This is a genomic window from Paenibacillus sp. CF384, assembly GCF_900106745.1.
Taxonomy (GTDB): Bacteria; Bacillota; Bacilli; order Paenibacillales; family Paenibacillaceae; genus Paenibacillus_Z.
On sequence record NZ_FNNV01000022.1, the window covers coordinates 49,718 to 71,396 of the forward strand.

Annotated in this window: 16 protein-coding genes; all 16 read left to right on the forward strand. The window is 51.2% G+C overall.

Annotated elements, in window-relative coordinates; genetic code table 11:
• Positions 1-3 precede the first annotated feature (3 nt).
• The 16 genes from BLW29_RS27120 to BLW29_RS27195 all read left to right on the forward strand — a co-directional run bounded on the left by BLW29_RS27120 (position 4) and on the right by BLW29_RS27195 (position 21,668).
• The gene (locus BLW29_RS27120; protein ID WP_256208968.1) at positions 4-1,830 is read left to right on the forward strand and encodes a sensor histidine kinase; all 1,827 of its coding nucleotides are present in this window, start codon (positions 4-6) and stop codon (positions 1,828-1,830) included.
• Between the two features lie 27 nt (positions 1,831-1,857).
• Positions 1,858-3,162, forward strand: a complete 1,305-nt coding sequence (locus BLW29_RS27125; protein ID WP_090985587.1) for a response regulator — start codon at positions 1,858-1,860, stop codon at positions 3,160-3,162.
• A 138-nt stretch (positions 3,163-3,300) separates the two neighbouring features.
• Positions 3,301-4,173 (forward strand): carbohydrate ABC transporter permease, encoded by an 873-nt coding sequence (locus BLW29_RS27130; RefSeq protein WP_090985588.1) that lies wholly within the window; start codon positions 3,301-3,303, stop codon positions 4,171-4,173.
• A gap of 1 nt (position 4,174) precedes the next feature.
• Entirely contained in the window at positions 4,175-5,047 is an 873-nt protein-coding gene (locus tag BLW29_RS27135) for a carbohydrate ABC transporter permease (RefSeq protein ID WP_090985590.1), read from the forward strand.
• Positions 5,048-5,177: 130 nt separating this feature from the next.
• A complete protein-coding gene (locus tag BLW29_RS27140) occupies positions 5,178-6,656 on the forward strand; it encodes an ABC transporter substrate-binding protein (protein WP_090985657.1) in 1,479 nt (492 codons plus the stop codon).
• A gap of 9 nt (positions 6,657-6,665) precedes the next feature.
• Positions 6,666-9,422 (forward strand): discoidin domain-containing protein, encoded by a 2,757-nt coding sequence (locus BLW29_RS27145; protein WP_090985592.1) that lies wholly within the window; start codon positions 6,666-6,668, stop codon positions 9,420-9,422.
• A gap of 107 nt (positions 9,423-9,529) precedes the next feature.
• Positions 9,530-10,132, forward strand: a complete 603-nt coding sequence (locus BLW29_RS27150; RefSeq protein WP_090985594.1) for a sigma-70 family RNA polymerase sigma factor — start codon at positions 9,530-9,532, stop codon at positions 10,130-10,132.
• Between the two features lie 292 nt (positions 10,133-10,424).
• Positions 10,425-11,477 (forward strand): BMP family lipoprotein, encoded by a 1,053-nt coding sequence (locus BLW29_RS27155; protein WP_090985596.1) that lies wholly within the window; start codon positions 10,425-10,427, stop codon positions 11,475-11,477.
• 76 nt (positions 11,478-11,553) lie between these two features.
• The gene (locus tag BLW29_RS27160; RefSeq protein ID WP_090985598.1) at positions 11,554-13,044 is read left to right on the forward strand and encodes an ABC transporter ATP-binding protein; all 1,491 of its coding nucleotides are present in this window, start codon (positions 11,554-11,556) and stop codon (positions 13,042-13,044) included.
• Between the two features lie 2 nt (positions 13,045-13,046).
• Positions 13,047-14,117: an ABC transporter permease gene (locus tag BLW29_RS27165; protein WP_256208971.1), complete on the forward strand. Its 1,071-nt coding sequence runs from the start codon at positions 13,047-13,049 to the stop codon at positions 14,115-14,117.
• Positions 14,101-15,024: an ABC transporter permease gene (locus BLW29_RS27170; RefSeq protein ID WP_090985600.1), complete on the forward strand. Its 924-nt coding sequence runs from the start codon at positions 14,101-14,103 to the stop codon at positions 15,022-15,024. Before BLW29_RS27165 ends, BLW29_RS27170 begins: the two co-directional genes overlap by 17 nt.
• A gap of 37 nt (positions 15,025-15,061) precedes the next feature.
• On the forward strand, positions 15,062-15,736 hold the full coding sequence (locus tag BLW29_RS27175; protein ID WP_090985602.1) for a sulfite oxidase-like oxidoreductase: 675 nt from the start codon (positions 15,062-15,064) through the stop codon (positions 15,734-15,736).
• On the forward strand, positions 15,736-16,470 hold the full coding sequence (locus BLW29_RS27180) for a nucleoside phosphorylase (RefSeq protein ID WP_090985603.1): 735 nt from the start codon (positions 15,736-15,738) through the stop codon (positions 16,468-16,470). Before BLW29_RS27175 ends, BLW29_RS27180 begins: the two co-directional genes overlap by 1 nt.
• Before the next feature lie 567 nt (positions 16,471-17,037).
• Positions 17,038-18,918: a cache domain-containing sensor histidine kinase gene (locus tag BLW29_RS27185; RefSeq protein WP_090985605.1), complete on the forward strand. Its 1,881-nt coding sequence runs from the start codon at positions 17,038-17,040 to the stop codon at positions 18,916-18,918.
• Complete coding sequence (locus BLW29_RS27190) at positions 18,915-20,303, forward strand: ABC transporter substrate-binding protein (protein ID WP_256208972.1); 1,389 nt, start codon at positions 18,915-18,917, stop codon at positions 20,301-20,303. The genes BLW29_RS27185 and BLW29_RS27190 overlap by 4 nt, the downstream gene beginning before the upstream one ends.
• Before the next feature lie 399 nt (positions 20,304-20,702).
• Positions 20,703-21,668: a GNAT family N-acetyltransferase gene (locus BLW29_RS27195; RefSeq protein ID WP_090985607.1), complete on the forward strand. Its 966-nt coding sequence runs from the start codon at positions 20,703-20,705 to the stop codon at positions 21,666-21,668.
• The last annotated feature ends 11 nt before the right edge of the window (positions 21,669-21,679 follow it).

Sequence of the window (21,679 nt, forward strand, 5' to 3'; positions counted from 1 at the left end):
CCGATGGCCCATATGACGAACCCGCTCACACGGATGAACGTGAGACAGCAAATTATTTTACTTTTTATCATCATGGTCAGTCCGATTCTACTCTTGCAGTGGTATGGGAACACGAGGGCGGAGCTTATTCTGAAGCGCCATGTGACCAATGCCTACGTGGAGCTCAACAAGCAGAACATGGCGCTCCTCAGCCGCGATATCGACACCGTCAATAAAATTACCACGACGATCATTCAAAATCCGCTCACCCAGCAGCTCGTCCCGGCACCGGGGGAGTCCGTGTTCGAACGGGTGCAGGAGTATTCGAAGCTCGATAAGCTCATCGCAGGCTATTCGATCAGCGTGAATGGCGGCGAAGCGGTCTACTACAGCCTTTACGTGTATGACCCTGAGGACTTTTACTATTTTGCACCCAAAATCCCCATGACGCAGACCGGGGTCTACTTCTTCTCCGACCGCGACAAGCCGGAATGGTTCGACGAAGCCGTGAAGAAGAAAGGCGAAGGCTACATGAAGCTGATCCGCAACAACATCGGCTTCTCGACGCAAACAACGCTGGCTTACGTTCGTTCGGTCAACAACATCTCGAACGGACACGGCGTCATCGGCGTATTGGTCGCAACGAAGATGGATAAGAAGATTGGAGAGTCGTTTCAGAGCGTGACGCTGCCCGATGGGGAGATTTTTTTTACCGATGCCAACAATCGGGTGCTGACGGCGACCACGCCTGGCATCATCGGCACGACGCTGCAGCTTCCGCCTGAAGCGGCAGAAATCAAACCTAATGAGGCGGATGGCATGAGCAACATCATCACGCCGGAATTTATCTATGTCATTAACGACAATCATCTGCTGCAGCAGAAGCTGATTTATAAAATTCCCGTCAACTCCCTGCTCCAGCAGCAAAATGAACTCAAGCGCGTCATCCAGCTCATCTCCATCGTATATACGATTTTCGGCATCATCGTCATCCTTTATTTCTGGCGTTCACTTATGACCCCGCTGCAACGGCTGGCATATTTCGTCCGCTCCTACGAGCCGGGCAGGAGGGTGCCGGAGACACCGGGCAAAGGACGTAAAGACGAAGTCGGCGTACTCATCTCTTCCTTATATGACATGGCGCGGCGGCTCAATGTGCTGATTCATTACAAATACCAGATGGAAATCAAGGAGAAGGAGTCCCAGCTCCAGCTGTTATATCAACAGATCAACCCGCATCTCCTGTACAACACGCTCGAGAGTATTTATTGGAAAAGCACGCTGGAGGGCAACTCCGAATCCGCGGAAATGATCAAGGAGCTGTCCAAGCTGATGAAGATCAGCTTAAGCCGTGGGCGGGAGCTCATCTCGCTGGAAGACGAGATGGAGCATGCGAAGGCGTACATCAGCCTGCAGCAGAAACGGTACGAGTACGGCTTTCAAGTCATCTGGAACATTCCGGAGGAGCTGCTGCACAACCTGATTCCCAAGATCACCTTGCAGCCGCTAATCGAGAATTCCATCATTCACGGCGTTCGCAACATGGGTGAGGACGGCGAAATCATCATTACGGGCGCGCTGCTGGACCATGACAAAATCATCATTCGCGTCGAGGATAACGGCTACAAGAAAGTGGATTTCGAAGCGATTCATCGACTGCTGAACGAAGAGAAGGGCGATCCGGCGATCGGGTACGGCATTCGGAATTTGGACCAGCGGATTCGGCTTCATTTTGGCCGGAGCTTCGGGATTAGTTATGAGGAGCGGGAAGAACGGGGAACGCGCGTTGTTATTATTCTGCCGCGCAGCCACGACGAAAGCAGCGATGCAGCCGCGGGACCTACTATATAAGCAAGAGCAAGGAGGGAATTACACGACATGTATTCCATATTGGTAGTAGACGACGAACCGTTAATTTGCAAAGGACTGAGCAGTCTGCTCATGTCATCGGGTCTGGCCATCTCCCAGCTGTACGTCGCACATAACGGGTACGAGGCGATGGATTATTTAAGGCTGGAAGATATAGATTTACTCGTGACGGATATCCAGATGGGCGAAATGAGCGGCATCGAGCTGATGCATCAAGCCAAGATGATCAAGCCTTGGGTGCAGACGATCATCATCTCCGCCCATGAGACATTTCAATATGCGCAGTTGGCCATTCGGCTCGGCGCGAAGGATTACCTCATTAAACCGCTGAACAGCGACCAGTTCCTCGACTCGGTGCGCAACGTGCTGTTGAACACCAACAAAACAAGCCCCTCGCAAGATGAGCTGCTGGCAGGCTTTCGCGAGCAATTCCACATGGAGCAGCCCTCGCCGAAGCGAACAGCACTGCTGAACAAGCTGCTGACAGATACAAAGGAGGCAGAAGCGCTCGCGACGGCTGAACTCTTGAAGCGCGAACATGCCACCGTGCTCACTGGGCCGTATTTCTCCGTGCTGCGCGTGAAGCTAAGCCGTTCCTCGGAGCTGCTGCAATATGCGGCGCTCAACATTGCGATGGAGCTGCTCGACCAAGCCTGGCTTCCGGTCGCCTTCTACTCGCCGGAGGATGAGGTTAGCATCATTATTCAGTGGGACGATAAGCGCTTCGAGGATAGCGGCACATCGCGGATCAACCAGCTCGACATGCTGGGTCGCAGCTTGCAATTCAACATTACGAAGTACCTCGGGATGAACTGCGTCATCGGCATCAGCCAAGTATTGCGAGGTGTTCCATTCTTAAGCGAGCTCGGTGAACAAGCGCAGAAGGCGATCAGATGGAACCACGACCATAAGGAGCTGAGCGTCTTCTATTATGGCGACTTCAATTGGAGCCGTTATGACGCGAAGCAGGACCCGACGGTGGAGGAGCTGGATGCGCAGAACAACATTATCGCCCAGAAAGCGAAGAGCTATATCGATGAACACTATGCCCAGAAGGGGTTAACGCTTCATGAGGTGGCGCAGAAGAACCATGTCAGCCCGAATTACCTCAGCTATCTGTTCAAGAAGAACATCGGCCATAATTTATGGGAATACGTTATTAAGCTGCGCATGGAAGAGAGCCGGAAGCTGATCCTCACCACGGATCTTCGCAGGTACGAGATTGCGGAGCGGGTAGGCTATGAGTCGCCGGAGCATTTCAGTAAAATTTTCAAAAAATATTTCGGTGTCAGCCCAACGGAGCTGAAGAAGTAATATCGCCTATGATCCTCATAGAACTGCACATGTTCAGCCATGACCCGCTTCTCTAGAATGAAAGTAGGCAAGCAGAAACGACGAGCCTCCAAGCGAAGTCGCCGTTTCTCAAGGCTACAACATGAAAGAGGGGACCATATGGGAACGTCCGCGCGGTTTAAAAAACATATTTGGGGTTATTTGTTCGTGGTACCGGCAGCAGTCATCTTCATTCTGTTCTTATGGATGCCGATCGTGAAAGGATTTATTTACAGCTTCTATCAGGTCGATTTCGTCAAAGGCAATACGTTTGTCGGCTTCGATAATTTCCGGACCGTGCTGCATGATCAAGATGTATGGACAGCGGTGAAGAACACGCTGTATTATATGCTGCTCTGCCTATTGATCGGCTTCTGGGTACCGATTGTATTCTCGATTGCGATCTCGGAGCTGAAGCGGTTCCAAGGCTTCGTGCGCGTTGCGGCGTATTTGCCGAACGTCATTCCGGTTGTGGTTCTGTACGGGTTATGGCGCTGGATGTACGATCCTGTCGGTCCGATCAACGCAACCATTACGCAAGCCGGCTTCGAGCCGATCTCCTTCATGACCGATACGAAATGGTCGATGATTTCGCTCGTCTTCATGGAAACCTGGCAGCAATTCGGTGCTGCGATGCTGATTTATCTCGCTGCGGTGCTGAGTATTCCTCGCGATCTATACGAGGCGGCTGAGATTGACGGCGCCGGCGTATGGAACCGAATTCGTCATATTACGCTGCCATTCATTCGTAACCTGGTCATTCTCTTGCTAATCTTGCAGCTTATCGCTACCTCTCAAGGCTTCCAGTCGCAGTTCGCTATGCTTGACGGCGGACCGAACAACGCAACGCTGACCTATGCGCTGCTCATCGTCAAATACGCCTTCACAAGGCTCGATTACGGTGCGGCATCTGCGCTTGGCGTGCTCATGTTCCTCGTGCTCGGCGGACTTGCCGTCCTCCAGCACCGACTTTCCAGCAGAGAGGTGAACTAAGATGAAGAGCTATGACCGAGGTATACTATCCCGTTATGATTTGCAGAAAACATCCAATAAGCTGGTTTATGGCCTCATGCTGCTCGTCATCACAGCGATGGTCTGCTCCATGCTTTATCCGATATTGGTTACGCTGCTGAACAGCTTTAAGTCCAACGTGGAGGTCAACTCGTTCCCGCCGCATTTTATTCCGCAGACCTGGCAGGCGGATACGTATTCCAAAGGGTGGAACTATATTCAGCTGCCGCTCTTCTTCCGCAATACGATGATAATCTTCGGCGGCAATATGTTCGTCACGGTGCTTGTGCTTGGCTTGGCTTCCTTTAGCTTGTCGAGGCTCAATATCCCGTACAACCGGGCGATTAACTTCTTCTTCCTTGCGGCCTTGTTCATCCCGCCAACAACGTACATCATCCCGAACTTCGTCAACCTGAAGGATTTGGGCTTGCTCAATACGTTCCAAGCGTTTTGGCTGCCGGCCGGGGCGAATGCCTTCTTCCTGCTGCTGCTCAAGAACTTCTTCGATGGCATCAGCCATGAGCTGTTCGAAGCGGGCCGCATCGACGGGGCGTCGGATTTCAGATTGTTTGTCTCGATTGCGATTCCGCTGTCGGTTCCGATCTTCTCGACACTTGCGATCTTCGTCTTCTCCACGGCATGGAACGACTGGTTCTGGCCATCGCTGGTGATGCATACCGACCAGAAACGACCGCTTGCTACGGCAATCTATAATTACGTCATTAACGTGCGCAGGCTGGATACGAACGTGAAATTCGCGATGCTGACCATGGTCATGCTGCCGCCGATTGCCGTATTCCTTATTTTCCAACGGTTCATCATTCGAGGGCTGCATATGGGCGGCGTCAAAGGATAGAAAGGATCACATCGTAATCGTAGACCTGCACATGATCGACATAGGAATACACATTCTGCTTTCTCTGCGCCTCTATTATGATGAGCGTGTAAGGTAAATAAACGTGAGAAGGGGAACTAACATGCGTAAGATGCGTAAGGTTTCATTCATTCTGGCCAGCATGTTTCTAATGACAGGCGTCCTGTCGGCATGCGGAAGCTCGAACGACAACAACACCAGCGAGAACAGCGGCAAGACGAACAATGCGGCCTCATCGAATACCAGCACAAATACCAGCACGAATACGGCGGATAACACAGGCGATAACACCGCTGCGGAAGAAACACCTGCTGCTAAAGTAACGATCAGCATTTACTATCCAACACCGGATTTGGTGGAGAAGAGAGCGCTTGAAGACGACAAAATCAAACGTTTCACAGAGAAATATCCGAACGTTGAGATCGTGAAGAGCGAGTGGCAGTACAACCCGAACGAGATCGGAATCAAGATGGGTGCGAACGAAGCACCGACATTGTTCAATACTTATGCGACAGAAGGTAAATTCCTGGCAGAGCGTGGCTGGGCAGCGGATATCACAGAGCTGTTCAACAACTATGCGTTCAAAGATCAAATGAACCCGATTCTGCAAAATCAATTCATCATCGGCGACAAAGTGTACGGCATCGCGCAGCAAGGTTATGTAACCGGCACAGTCGTGAATAAGAAAATGCTGACGGATAAAGGCGTAGCCGTTCCATCCTTCGACTGGACTTGGGACGACATGCTGAATACGGCGAAAGCGGTTGCGGAACCGAAGAAAGGCATTTCCGGCATCGCGCCAATGGGTAAAGGCAATGAAGCGGGCTGGAACTGGACCAACTTCTTGTTCGAAGCAGGCGGCGAAATTCAAACGGTTGACGGCGGCAAAGTAACGGCAGCCTTCAATTCCGAAGCAGGTCTTAAAGCGCTTGAGTTCTACCACAAGCTGGCGTGGGAAGCGAGCGCAATTCCGAAGGACTTCGCACTTGGCTGGGGCGATGCAGTAGGCGCATTCGCACAGGGCAGAACGGCTATGGTTATCGCAGGTCCGGACGGCCCGGTTGACCAAGGGCTGAACCAAGGCGGCATGAAGCCGGAAGACATTCTCGTGTACCCAATGCCTGCAGCAGAGAAAGGCGGCAAGCACACTGGCGTACTAGGCGGCGACTTCCTGGTTATCAATCCGAACGCTTCCAAAGAAGAGCAAGAGATGGCGTTCAACTACGCAACGTTCGATTACTTCTCCGACAAAGGCTTGGAGTCTGTTGAAGAAAGCATCAAACAACGCAAAACGGACAACAAATTCTTCATCCCGCCGGTTATTCAGTACTACAACGATAACTCGGATTACGGTCAGAAGGTAAAAGCGGTTTACGACAAATACGACAACGTGTACCAATACAGCCCGGAAATCATGAGCTTGCTTGACGGTAAACCGGAAGCACAGTTCAACACGCAAGATTACTACGCGGCCATGACGAATGTCGTGCAAGAAGTGTTCTCGAAGAAAGACGTCGACATGAAAGCGGAGTTGGATGCGGCAGCGAAAAACATGCAAGAAAAGTTCTACAACACAATCAAGGTTGAATAGGTCCGTTCGATGCAGGCCTTGAAGCCGGAATCCCGAACAAGACTCTTCCTCGCAGCAGCGCTACTTCTGGTAGCGCTGCTGTCCCTTATCTCCCTCCGAAAAGATTTATTCACATCACACGCGGTAAGCTTCAAGGAAACCGGCAGCTTGCTCGTGCTGGCCAATGACAGCTACGAAATCGGTTTTCAGCGGGCAACCGGCGGGATCGCCTATATCAAGGACATGGGCACAGGCAGCAAAGTGATGCAAGGCAACCGCAAAGGAGCACTGTGGTGGGCTTTTCTGAAAGACAATTCATCCATAAACAGCTTAGGTGCAGCTAAATTTGACTATGAGTGGAAGAGCGGACGATCCGAGCTGCTTCTGCATTATGGCGGCAAGCTTGCCGTGGATGTGACCGCGAGCTTCGATGAGAGCAATCGCATTGCGCTTCGTGCTGAGGTGCAGAATGGTACGAATGACATCCTGCAGTCGTTTCGGTTCCCCTACGAGCTGAAATTCGCTGCGGATTCGGTCGTTGACGGACTGCTTCCGATGCTGCCTGGCGTGAAGCTGAAGCCTTCTTTCTTTACGGACAACAACGCTTATGAAGGGCAATATCCCGGCGTTATGTTTGCTTCGTATACGGCGCTGCGCACAACAGGCGGCAATGTTGCACTTTATGATTTGAGCGCAGAGGGCGACAAAGCCGTCGTGACGACAGAGCTTGGATTCAAGAACCAAACGGATGATGCCGGCAAGAGTGCTTTCGTGCATCAATATAACGTCTGGACGGAATCCGGAGCGAGCTGGCAAAGTCCAACTGTAGTGCTTGAAATCGGCGGAGATTATATGGACTCGATTGTCAGCTATCGCAAGCTGGGCGGAATTGACCGGTTTCCATCGCTGGATCATAAACTCGGCAGCGCGAAGGCGCACACCGCGGAGCTTCCGTTAATGAAGCTGGATATATCGGCTTTGGGCACAGAAAAGTGGGATACGCTGACGAGCGCTTATGTGGATGCTTTGCCATACAACGGGATGCTACATCTCGTGGGTTTCCAGACAGGCGGTCACGATGAGAACTATCCGGATTTCCTGCCTGCCGATCCGAAGTGGGGCGGCGAGGATGCTCTTCAAGCCTTCATTGCAGATGCGAAGGCCAAAGGCAATCAGGTTGTGCCGTATACGAACTTCTCCTGGTGGGGCGTGCATTCTCCGACATTAGCGGCATTGCCGGAAGGCGTGAAGCTGGAGGATATCGTCGTGGAGCAGGCGAACGGTACGCTGCTTAAGGAAGATTACGGCGAACACAGCGGCTATGTGATGAATCTGAACCACCCGTTCGTGACGAAGCGGATTGCAGAGGAACATCAGAAGCTGATTGACGCTGGCGTGGATGGCATTTTCGAAGATCAATGGGGAATACGTAGCGCACCGTTCGTGGCAGGCGAGCAGCACCCCGAGAATACGGATGCTTGGTCCGCTTATTTCGAAGGGGTTCAGCAGTATTTTGCCTCCTCTAAACATCGTATGTATACCGAAGACGGCATTGATGTGCTCGCCGATAACAGCATCGGATTTCTGGGAACGAACTACTTGTGGGATTTGCTTGGCTACCGGAAAAATACCGCTTCTTATACCGACTACTATCCGCTTGCCGGCATGCTGCTGCGTGATAAAGTGCTGCTCTATCAGCATGATCTTGCTGCAGAGACGATGACGGATAATAAGGATATGCTCCGCTGGAATGCGGCGATGGGCTACAATTTAAGCGGCGATTTGTATACCGGTACTACGAATCCATGGGTCAGTCTGATCGGCGTATTCCAGAAGTATGTGCTTGCTGATTATGCCGATGCTCTCGTTCAGCGTTATGATTTGATCGATGCCACCACGACGAGGACGGATTTCGGGACGCATATCGTAACGGCGAACTGGGATACTCAGAAGCCTTATACGATGGATGAGCAGACGACGCTCACGGCGGGCGGTTTTGATATTGCTTCTGTGTCCAAAGAAGTACGGGCGGGCAGCTATGCGAGATACAACGGTTATGAGCTTGATCCCGGCGAGCATTATTTGGCCGAGATTCGTGAGAAGAAGGAAATTCGCGTCTATCAGCCGATCGGTTCCGATACTACGCTGCGGATTAAGCCGATGAAAGGCTGGAAGCATGCTCATGCAGCAGCCTATGAGGCAGACGGCAAGAAAATCGCGGATATTCCCGTTGCTGAAGCAGGCGAGTGGCTGATGGTCGATTTTATTGCCGACATGGGCGGCAAGATGGCGGCCTATGTCTCGATTACGCCTACGGACGATGCGAGTCCGGTAAAGGAATCGCCGTTCAAGAAGGTGAGGGTGCAGGAGAACCTTGTACAAGGGCATGAGCTTCAATCCAGTACGAACACGAATACGGAATTAATTGCAAAGCTGGCAGGAGACGGCGATCCTTTCACGTATTGGGAGAGTGTCTCGAACAAATTTCCTCAGTCTTTGTCCGTAGATCTCGGAGATAAGAAGCAGCTTGGGCGAATCGTATTGAAGCTGCCGCCGCTTGATGCGTGGGCAGCACGTGATCAGTCCATTGCTGTGCAAGGCAGCGATGACGGCGAGCACTATACCGTAATCAAAGCGCTAGACACCTACACCTTTGATCCTGCGAAGGAGAATACGGTTGAAATTGCGCTGGATGCAGCGAGCGCTCGGTATGTGAAGCTAATCGTAGAAGGCAACACAGGCTGGCCGGCGGCACAAATTTCTGAATTTGAACTGTATGGACCGTGAAATCGTCAGATATCGTCACAAAAACGCATGCTTTTACAGATGCGTTTCTTCTTTTTCCTGTTATAATAAGAGATAAGACGGATGACGGGTGGCAAAGGAGAATTGCCGTGAATGAAGCGCAATTAGTGATGTTATCGAGGCAAGGCGATGAAACGGCCTTTAACAAATTGGTCGAGCTCTACAAGGATAAATTATCCCGTATGGCACATCGAATACTTCGCAGTAAGAGTGATACCGAGGATGTCGTTCAGGAAACGTTTCTCAAGGTGTATTTGAACCTGAACCGCTTTGATGAGAATAAACGATTCTCGACGTGGATTTTCCATATCGGGAAGAACATTTGCCTGGATCTTCTTCGTCGCCGCAAAACCCCGCCGTTGCCGCTGGACCAGCCTGTCTTAGCCCAGTCCGATCAAACGCTCTCTCTCCATGATGTCATCGCGCATGCATCGCTCTCTCCGGAAGGCGAAGTAATCGAACGCGAGCTGTCGTCGAAGATGGCGGAGCTCATCGATAAGCTGCCGGATAAATATAGAAGCGTTGTTTATCAGCGTTACGTACTGGAGATGTCGATGGAGGATATCAGCATTGCGAACAATATCCCTGTGAATACCGTGAAGTCGCGTATTCATCGCGGGAAAGATTTTATGAAGAAACGTTGGGGCAAGACGCTTCTCATCTATTCTCTGCTGTTGTTTAGCTTCTTCTAAACGATAAAGCGTGTATGAATGGAACGGCTCATTCGCACGCTTTTTTTGCGGATTACGGCCGGCTGCTTGTCTGATGAAGGACAGCGTGTATAGGTGGGCTCCAATTCTGGGATACTATGGTTGGTTTTAGCCGGAATTACGCAATATTTACATAATGGATTGTCGTATTTATGGATAGCCAATTCTGGTACATAGCGGTATAATATCCATACGGATTGCGCGAAAATTGTCGATTTTTGATATATTTGAGCAATTGAGAGAGAGATTACACATAAGACTAGGAGAGAAACAGATGAAAAAAGGGATTCTGCTTGCTGTAGTACTTATTTTAATGTCTTCATTGTTCGTCGCATGTGGGAAGAAAGACAATAACACGGCCGATAACTCGGCGAACACGAGTAATTCGGGCAATGCAAGTGAACAAGCGCCTACGAAGAAAGTCGCACTTGTTCTTCCGGAGAAAATCGGCGTTAACGCCTTCTTCGTACAAATGGACGAGGGCTTCAAGAAAGCAGGCAAAGAGTTCAACGTAGAAGTAAAAACAATCGAATCGACTGACCCTGCCGCATTCGAGCAGAACCTTCGTTCGACGGTTGCTGAGAACTACGATATGATCATTACCGCTACATTCCAAGCGGAAGATGCACTGAAGAAAGTGGCTGCCGAGAATCCGGACAAACCATTCGCGATTATCGACACCGTCGTAGATCTACCGAATGTACGCAGTGTTGTATTCCGTGAGTACGAAGCATCGTACCTCTTGGGCGCAGCTGCAGGTCTTTCCACGAAAACGAATAAAGTCGGCATGGTTGTTGCAATCGACGCGCCGCTGCTTAAGAAATATACTGAAGGCTTTGCAGAAGGCTTGAAATACACGAACCCTAAAGCTGAAATGCTCATCAACTATGTAGGCGGATTTACGGATCCGGCGAAAGCGAAAGAGCTTGCCCTGCTTCAATTCTCCAAAGGCGCTGACTTCATCGCTGGCGCATCGGCTGTAGGCGACCTTGGCGTGTTCGAGGCTGCTAAGGAAAAAGGCTTCTATACTTCCGGTCAAGACATCGACAACACTGGCGTTGACCCAGAGCACGTTGTCCTTGCACAGCTGAAAGGTACAGACACAGTTGCATATGAAACGGTTAAATCTTTTGCAGAAGGCAACTTTGCATACGGAGCAGTTGATTACGGATTGAAGGAAGACGGCGTTGGTCTTACTTATGTAACAAGAGACAGCCAATCTCCTCTGAACCCGTTCATCGGACAAGCGACCGTTGATAAAGTAAAAGCGATCAAAGATGATATCGTATCCGGTAAACTGGTTGTTAAGAACCCGCTGAACCCATAATGTTACCCTGCCGGCTGTATGAACATACAGCCGGTTTCTTCCTATTTAAACGGTATGAGAGGAGAAGAACGGCCGAATGTTGCTTAGCATGGAGAATATTACGAAGGCTTACGGTCCTGTGAAAGCCAATACCGATATTAATTTTACGCTGAACAAAGGTGAAATTCATGCACTCGTCGGCGAGAATGGCGCTGGCAAAACAACGCTCATGCGCATTCTGTACGGCATGGAGAAGCCGACCAGCGGCTCCATTCAGATTAACGGCGAAGAGCGGCATTTTGCAACGCCTTCTGATGCCATTCGCAGCGGAATCGGCATGGTGCATCAGCACTTCATGCTGTTTCCCTCCTTCACGGTAGCCGAGAACATCGTCATCGGACGTGAGCCGAGCTCCGGTATTGGATTTAACCGCAAGGCTGCAATTGCAGAGGTTGAGGAGCTGTCGCGCCAATATGGCATGCCAGTAGATCCGCGCAAGAAAACGTCGGCTTGCTCGCTTGGCGTTCAGCAGCGCGTAGAAATCTTGAAGGTGCTTCATCAAGGTGCGGACATCATTATTCTGGATGAACCGACTGGCGTTCTGACGCCGCTTGAAGTGAAGGAGCTGCTGGTTTCAATTAAACGGCTCGCGGCACAAGGGAAAAGCTTCATTATCATCAGCCACAAGCTGCAAGAGATCATGGATGTAGCTGATCGGATTACGGTGCTTCGCGATGGTCGCGTAACCGGCGTGGTGGATGCGAAGCATACAAGCGTGGATCAGATCTCAAGGCTGATGGTCGGCCGCGATTTGGTAGAGATGACCCGTACGGAGCCTGATCTCGGCACGGCAGTGCTAGAAGTAAAGTCGCTTACGGTGAATGGCGATAAAGGGAAACCGCTTGTGAACGATGTCAATCTATCGGTCAGAGCCGGGGAGATCGTCGGTATTGCAGGGATTTCCGGCAATGGTCAGTCCGAGCTGATCGGGGCGATCGCAGGTCTCGTAGATATCGGCAGCGGCCAAGTGTTGCTCGCAGGCAAAGAGATTACGGGAGCTCCGGTGCGGAAGATCCGGGAGCTTGGACTTGCCCATATTCCGGAGGACCGCTATCAGTGGGGAGCGGCTAAGGATGCGACCGTTGTTGAGAACGGCGTGATGGGACATGCTCGCAGAGAGCAGCGCTTTGGCATTCTGCGTGGACGGAGCATTCGTTCCATGGTGGAAGGCTGGATTAAACAGTTTGAGATCAAGACCGGTTCGCCGGACACGAAAGCACAGTTTCTCTCCGGTGGCAACCTGCAGAAGCTGATCGTAGCCAGAGAGCTGGCACAAGGTACGCCGTTTCTTATTGCCGCAGAGCCAACGCGCGGTGTTGACGTAGGTGCGATGGAGATTATCCATGGCGAGCTGATCAAGAAACGGAATGAACAAGGCGCTATCCTGCTCGTGTCGTCGGAATTGACGGAGATTCTAAAGCTGTCTGATCGTATCCTGGTCATGAATGAAGGCCGGATCGTGGGCGAGCTGCGTGCCGAGGAAGCGACAGAAGAACGGATTAGTTTATTGATGGCAGGAGGTAAGTAGGCTTGAAAAGTAAACTCACCCAATTTGCAGGCTCGCTCTTCCAGCCGGTTATTGCTGTCATCCTTGGCTTGCTGATTGGTGCAATTGCCATCTCGCTTGTCGGCGGATCCATTATGGAGACCTACGCGGAGATGTGGAAAGGCGCATTCGGCAGCTTCTACTTTGTAACGAATACGCTGTCCCGCGCAACGCCGATTATCTTGGTCGGACTTGGCGCAACGCTTGCCTTCCGAGCGGGGTTCTTCAACCTCGGGGCAGAGGGACAAATGATTCTTGGCGGACTTAGTGCGGCATTGATCGCCCTATACGTTCCCGGTCCCGGTTGGTACAGGCTTATCATGGCACTGGTTGCCGGCATTCTGGCAGGCGGCATTTGGTCTGCTTTTGCCGGTTGGATGGATGCGAAATTCCGTATGAATTTGCTAATTACGACGCTGCTGCTCAACTATATTGCTTCGTTGTTTGCCGGCTATTTGGTAGCTTATCCGCTGAAGGATACATCCGGCTCGGCCGCAATGTCGCAAACGAAGATGATTGATCAGAGCGTCTGGCTTCCTAAATTGTTTCAAGGCATGAGTCTTCACGCCGGATTCATTATTGCAATTCTAGGCGCAGTGCTGCTGTATCTGTATATGAAATACACGGTGAGCGGTTATGAAACGCGCATGCTCGGCAATAACCCGTTGTTCGCTGCTTACGGTGGCGTGCAGCGCGGCAAGCTGATGCTCTACAGCATGATTGCGAGCGGCGGCTTCGCAGGCTTGGCCGGTGCCGTAGAAGTGCTTGGTACGCAATACCGCTATTTGGATGGCTCGCTTTCCACGCCGGGTTATGCCTGGTCGGGGATTATGGCAACGCTTCTCGCTAACTCGCATCCGCTTGGCACCGCATTCGCTGCCTTATTGCTGGCGGCCTTGCAAACCGGCGGTATGGGCGTAGAACGCAATACCGAGGTTCCGCTTGAGATTGCGAGTGTTATCCAAGCTACGCTGATCCTCTTCGTCTCAGCTAAATTAAGCTATGGCTTCTTAAAACGCAGGAAAGCGAGGGCTCAAGGTGGAACAATTACTTGATGCTTCACTGTTTAACTCTGCCCTACGAATGGTGACACCCATTCTGCTTGCCGCACTCGGCGGCGCGATCTGCTCGCGCGTTGGCTTGTTCAATGTAGGCTTGGAAGGGCTTGTGCTGTTCGGCGCTTTCTTCGCGATCGTCGGCAATTACCTGATGGGCAATGTGTGGCTTGCGGTCGCGTTTGCGGTCGTTTGCGTCATGTTATTCTCGATGATATTCGCTTATCTAAGCATCCAGCTTAAGGCGAATGTTATTATAGTCGGGATATCGCTTAACTTCTTGGCGCTGGGCTTAACCTCGTTCAGTCTGCGTGCCATCTTCAATGTGAAAGGCGCTTATTACGATAAGAACATGCAAGGATTGCCGGCATGGGATATCCCGCTAATCAAAGATATTCCGTGGCTTGGCGACGTTCTGTCCGGACATTCGCCGCTCGTGTATGCTGCGTTCCTGCTCGTCTTCGTGTTTCAATATTTCTTGTTCAGAACGGTGTCCGGTTTCCGGCTGCTGGCTGTCGGCGAGAATCCGGTTGCCGCGCGCAGCATTGGCATCAAGTCCAAACGCATTCAATACGGCGCCGTGTTGATTTGCGGTGTATTATGCGGATTGGCCGGCGCACAGCTGTCGCTTGGACAAGTGACGATGTTTACGGAAAATATGACCGCAGGCCGAGGGTTTATCGCCCTTGTCGCAACGATGCTCGGTCAATCGAATCCGATTGGCGTTGGCGCATCCAGTCTGTTGTTCGGTTTTATGGATGCGATCAGCATTCGGCTGCAGGGCTTGGCGCTGCCGACCAATTTTACAAACATGCTGCCATATGTCGTGACGCTTGTGATGATGTTCTTCTTCAAGGATAAGAGCTATCTTGCGGAAGCGCGCAAAGCGAATGAAAGCTCCCGTTAATGAAATATACTAGTAGTGCTCAAGGAGGGACAATAAAGTGAACAATAAAGCAGAACGCTTGAAGAAAGCGAAACCGATTACGCAAGTAGAAGTAGATGCTTCGCTCGCGCATCGTTTGCCGCCGGGCCAAGCTTTAACAGAGCGCTTCCCGATCCTGCATGAAGGGGAAGTACCGAATTATTCGCTGCCGGACTGGAGACTTCGCATCTTCGGCGAAGTGGAGAAGGAAATGGAGTTCTCGCTGGAGCAGCTGAAAGCGATGAAACAATCCGAAGTATTGTGCGATATTCACTGCGTGACGCGCTGGTCGAAGTTCGATACGACGTGGGAAGGCGTGAAGTTCAAAGATTTGCTGCCTTTGCTCGGCGTGAAACCGGAAGCTCGTTATGTCATGATCCATGCGGATAACGACTATGAGACGAATGTGCCGATTGAAGATTTGATGGGCGATGATATCCTGCTTGCTTTCTTGTTCGACGGCGAGCCGCTCACGCCTAAGCACGGTTTCCCTCTTCGTCTTGTTGTGCCGCATTTGTACTTCTGGAAGAGTGCGAAGTGGATTACAGGCATCGAGTTTATGAAGGAAGACCGCCCTGGCTTCTGGGAGCGCAATGGCTTCCATAACGTAGCCGACCCGTTCCGCGAGGAGCGTTTCTCCGGGGAAGATCTTGGTCTGCCGGAAGATTTGTGGAAAGATGTGGACTTCGACTAATGACACTAATGCCTATACTACAAATTCATAGCGAGGACGCGGCGGATTTCGCGATTGTATGCGGGGATCCGAAGCGCGCCGAGCTGATTTCGAAGAAGCTGGACAATGCGCGAGAATTGGCGTTCAGCCGTGAATATCGTACTTTCGCAGGAGAGGTTGGGGGCGTGCGCGTCCTAGTTACAAGCCATGGCGTCGGCTCTGCCGGGGCAGCGGTCTGCTTCGAGGAGCTGATCCGCGCAGGCGTGAAGACGCTGATCCGCGTGGGCACGGCCGGTTCGTATTCGGCTGACCATCCTGCGGGCAGCCTCATCGTCAGTACCGCTGCGGTACGTGCGGAGGGACTGACTCGCCAGCTCGTGCCGGACGGCTTCCCGGCCGTCGGCGACAGCGATGTTGTCAGCGCTCTGTACGCCGCTGCTCAGGAGAGCGAAGGCATCGTGAAGAAAGGCATCACCGTTTCACTGGATGCATTCTTCACCGGGGTCGAAGAGATTCCGCACCGCAAGTACAAGCAAGCGGGCGCACTCGCCGTGGAGATGGAGATCGCGGCGCTGTATGTCGTCGCGACGCTTCGCGGCGCGCGTGCCGGCGCGATTGTCGCGCTGGACGGCTACGCTGACAGCGACCTCGCCGAGGTGTATGACCCGCACACGAACGTGGTCGCGGACGCCGTCGAGCGCGAGATCGCTGCAGCGCTGCGCGCTGTTGTGATGCTGGCGGGAGAAGCGAAGTAATAGGAGAGCCGTTTCAAAAGTGAGCGTGGTGTTGCGACTTTTGAGACGGCTTTTTTTCTGCGCGCGTATCGCGTGTGGATGATCGCCACAGCTGGCCTCGCGGAAGATTGTACAGCAGGTGTCGCGGATGATCACCCCAGCGGGCCTTGCGCCGAGGAGGGGGATCATTCAGGAGCGTTTTCCCAAGCGAGATATCCAACTCTCGGATCATTGTTGCATAAATTGCAACAAAATCCCCCTTAGCTGCCCTCGAACCACAAAATCATGCAGAAAATGCAGCATTACAGACTGCAAAGACGCCAATTAGCTGATTCAGAGGTAAGATGTTGCATAATGTGCAACAATCCTCCACGCAGGCCGAAATTCTCTCGGAAATGTTGCACAAAATGCAGCATTCTCCACTTTTGCGAACGAGACAACGTACCACGCTCCTCCCTCCATTTTCGAGTCAACAAGCAGTTCAACTTACCGGTTATAAAGAGTTGTTTGTCCGCTTCCGCTCCTCTCTGGTATATTGAGTGAGGTGGTGCAACAAGTAGTGAAGCAGAAGGAGCGGTCAGCGCATATATGAATCCCATCAGTCGGTTCTCACAACTATTCTCCTCATTTAGCGATATGCCGATGGAACGCAAGCTGTTGCTTGTTTTCCTGGTGCTGATTACATTGCCGCTGACGTTCATTGGGGCGGTTTCCTTTCGCAATTATTCCGATTCGATTGAACAGAACACCATCGCCTATTCCACCACGATGCTGGGCAACATGATGGATCGCGTGGATGATTATATCGACGATATGAGCCGTATTTCTTCCATTCCCGCCTATCAGGATGACATTAAGCAAAACCTGATCAAATCCGGCAAATACCATGAGCAGCGTGCGCAATATTCTTCGGATGAGAACAGCGGCGCGCCGCCGATGGATTTTGATTTGCTGCTGGCGATTCAGCGCGGCATTGAAGGCAATATTTCGTTTATCAATACGATCAAGCGGGGCGCTACGTCGGTCTATATTTTCGATCAATATGGAAACGGTTACTATTCGACGAAGTCCGGCGGCATCCGCATGAACATTAAGGAAAGCTACCAATACTGGATGGAGCGTGCAGCCGATTCCAAAGGGGAAGCGCTGCTGATTAGCACCCAGAAATATACGAGTAATTTGAAAAGCACCCGCTATGCGTTTACGGTGGTTCGTAAGATCATAGACAAATCCTTGCATGATATTGGCCTAATCGCCGTGGATGCCAACATCAACGTAATTGAAGACCAAATTGTTAAATTCGATGGCGTCACGCACGGCAAATCATTCATCTTCGATGCACTCGGCAACGTGATTTACGATAGCGATAAGAAGCTGTTGGCTACGAATATAAGCGACATGCAGATGGTGAAGATGGCGCAAGGGGAGAAGGGGAGCTTCTACCTGGAGGAAAACGGAGAGAAGCATCTCTATATCTTCACCACATCTCCGCATACGAATTGGAAGGTGATCACCTCCATCCCGGTGAAGGAGCTGACGCGCAATACGGCTGTCATCCGCAATGTGACGTGGATTCTTACGTTCTTAACGATTGGTATCGCGCTGCTCATCTCGATCTTCTTCTCCTTCGCGCTGACGAAGCCGCTGCGGAAGATGATGAAGCTGATGAGGAAGGTTCAAGAGGGCGACTTTAGCGTCCAATTCCAAGTCAAACACCGTGATGAAATCGGGCAGCTTGGCAACCAGTTCAACCGGATGATTCTGCGCATTGATGATCTCATTCGAGACATTTACTTGATGGAAACGAAGAAGAAGGAAGCAGAGCTGCATGCGCTGCAAAGCCAGATCAATCCTCATTTCATGTACAACACGCTGGAGTCGATTCGGATGGCCGCCGAGCTTAATGATGATACGGACGCAGCGGATATGCTGGCGATTCTCGGGAAGCTGCTACGATACAGCATCAGCGATCTCAATGAAGAAGTCATTCTCGGCAGCGAGATTAACCATATCCGATACTACGTGGAAATTCTGAATTATCGTTATCCAGGCCGATTCGAGCTGAAGGTAAATGCACCTGATGAGCTGATGAGCTACGCGCTGATTAAGCTCGTGCTTCAGCCGATCGTAGAAAATGCGATCTACCACGGGATGGACGATAACAAGCCGAAGATGGTCATTGAGGCGTCGGCATGGAAGACCGAGCAAGCTGTATTCGTTCAGCTTACCGACGATGGAATCGGGATGGACGAGAAGACGCTGGAGCGTTTGAACGGTAGTTTGAACGGTGTGCTTTCGCTGGAGGGCGGTTATTCGGATTCGCATCGAACCGGAATCGGACTGCGGAATGTCAATGAACGCATTAAGCTGCACTATGGCGCAAACTATGGAATTACAGTAACAAGTCAGCCTGGCACAGGGACACAAGTGATGCTGCGGCTACCTATCGTGGGAGGAGAAGTGGAATGAAGATGCCGGTTCTAGCATCCAAACGTATCAAATTCACCTTGGCAGCTGCTGTGCTCTGCAGCTCCATGCTGACAAGCTGTGCATCCCATCAAACCGCTGACAAGACTCCGCCGCCTTCTCCTAGCATCAAGGAGGAGAACACAGATGGTTTGAAGCAAATCACGATGCTGACGAATCGTGTTGACCTTGTGGAGAACGGCGTCTTTCAGAAGTACGCGGACAAGTTTGAAGCGAAGCATCCTGGTACGCATGTCGAGTTTGAGGGACTGACCAATTATGCCAGCGATATTCTCGTCAGACTGTCGACGCGGAGCACAGGCGATGTGCTGCTGCTGCCGAACAACCTGCCGAATGAGGACTTGATTAATTATTTTGAGCCGCTGAATGACAGTCTCTTCGAGCATACGCGGTTTGCCGATTTCAAATCCTACCGCGGCGAGCGATATGGGATTGCAACAGGTGCCGCTACGGATGGTATCGTGTACAATAAAACGGCTTTTCTGAGAGCGGGCATTACGAAGGTGCCTGCGACACTGGAGGAGTTCTATGCCGCATGTGCCAAGCTGAAGCGAGTAGGCATCGTGCCCATCTATCTAAACTATGGCGCGCAGTGGCCGATGTCGTCTTGGGGTGAGAATTTAGTCAGTTATATGACCGGGAGTGCGAATTACTTGAATCAGATGACAGCATCCGATCAGCCGTTCACCAATGAGAATCCATGGGGGCAGACCATTACAATCGTCAAAACGCTAATTAATAAAGGCTACGTCGAGAAGGACCTCTTCACGAACAACTGGGAGATGTCCAAAGGCGAGGTGGCGAAAGGAAATGCGGGCATGTATTTCCTGGGCAATTGGGTAATCAATCAAGTCATTGCAGCAGGCGGAAGCTCGGAGGACCTCGGTTTCTTCCCGTTCCCGTATAATAACGATGCGAAGCGGTATGCGCCGCTTAGTCCGGATTGGTTTCTAGGTGTAAGCAAATTCAGCGAAAATAAAGAGCTCGCCGAGGCGTGGGTGAACTTCTTCGTGAAGGAGTCCGGTTATGTGGACGATTCCGGATTCCTGCCTGTCGATACGACGAAGACTTCTCAACTGCCGCAAATCCGGCAGTTTCTAACCTTTGATCCCATCTTCGTCGAACGGCAGCCGCCAAGCGATGATTTCTTGAATATTTCGGCGAAGGCCCAGATGGCATTCTGGTCCGGCGATTACGTGCAGGAGTGGGTCGCGGCGCCGGACCTGAAGCTATCCTTCCAGAGCTACAATGTACGATGGGCTGAAGCAAGGAAGCTTGTGCTTGGGATAGAAGTGTCGAACAAGAAGCAGCCGACTGAGCAATCGACGGACAAAGCAGCTGTTGAAGAAGCGGATAAGCAGAAGTAGCAGCAGTTTCGCAGAATAAAACAATTGTAATATATTCCCTTGTTTACTATACTGGGTATAACTTAAAGGAATGGTGGGATTAGGGCATTGTTGATCGAATAGGTTTCCAGGCAGCAGATATCGCGTCATAGCGAACTGAATAACCATGAACGAGAGCGGTGTCAGCCTCCGATAGAGTGAGGTTTGCTTAGCTATGCGGACGTTTATGGGTGTCTGAATCGAACCTATTGATCATCATTGCTCCGTGTAGACTGCTCTGGCGAGACGTTATTTACGTCCCGTCTGGGCTGGCTATATTTGAGAAGCCGTGAATGAGCAATATTCATTCACGGCTTTTTGTCGTTCTTATGGCGCACTCTACTTTACCTAAACTAGATTTCATAACACGGGAGGATTTACATGAACGATTGGTCCGAGGATGTTCGAAGATTTAAGCTAGATGAGCAATTTGATCTAGAACAAGCGGATGCGAAGGATTGGGGAATCTATTATTCCGTCTATTACAATATGGACTATAACGGGTTCTTCAAAGACCAAGGATTAACGATGAACAACGGACGCAGGAAGTTCTGGATTTATAATGGCGAGAAGAAGGTTGGCGGGGTTGTCATTGTACCTAATGTTATATTTGGCCTCTTCTTTATTCCGCCGTTCCATGAGGAGACGAAGGTATTCCAATTACTGAAAAATGCGCTCTTGCACTGGTCGAATCGGACGAAGGATATTACGGCGTACGAAATTTTACCGAACCAAATCGAGCTCTTCGCCAGAGCAGGCTTCTGGCCCGGTGAGTTTAGATGCCGCTGGATGCAGCGGCCGGCCGAAATCTTGATGACGGAATGGGACGAAACACTGAAGGTATGCTCGCCTGAGTTGAGCGCAGCCGATGAAGAGTCCATCCTTCTCAGGGACGCAGAAGCAATAAGCGAGCTCTCCTATCGCGTCTATAGAAACACCCTTGAAGACGTGCGAAGAAAGCAAACCTCACGCGAAGATTATAATTCTTGGATGGAGCATTATCCCGGCCAAACGAATGAATCATTGCTGCAGGCGTCGAGTTTTGTCTATGATCGTGAAACATCGCAGTTAGTCGGCATTTGCCTTATTTCATCTCAAGATGATATGCCGGCTGTCTATAACATCGCTGTTGCTCCATCGCATCAAGGCAGAGGCATTGCAACGAAGATGCTTCAGAGGGCGGTGACGGTACTAAAGCAGCATGATTACCCTCTTCTTCGGCTCTATGTGATGCAAGGAAATAAGGCAGAAGCGCTTTATCACCAATTCGGTTTCATAGCAGGCCCATTGGAAGTCCAAACTTGTCATATTCCTGCTCTTCACGGAACGAACGATTCCTTAAACTAACAAAGGAGGCT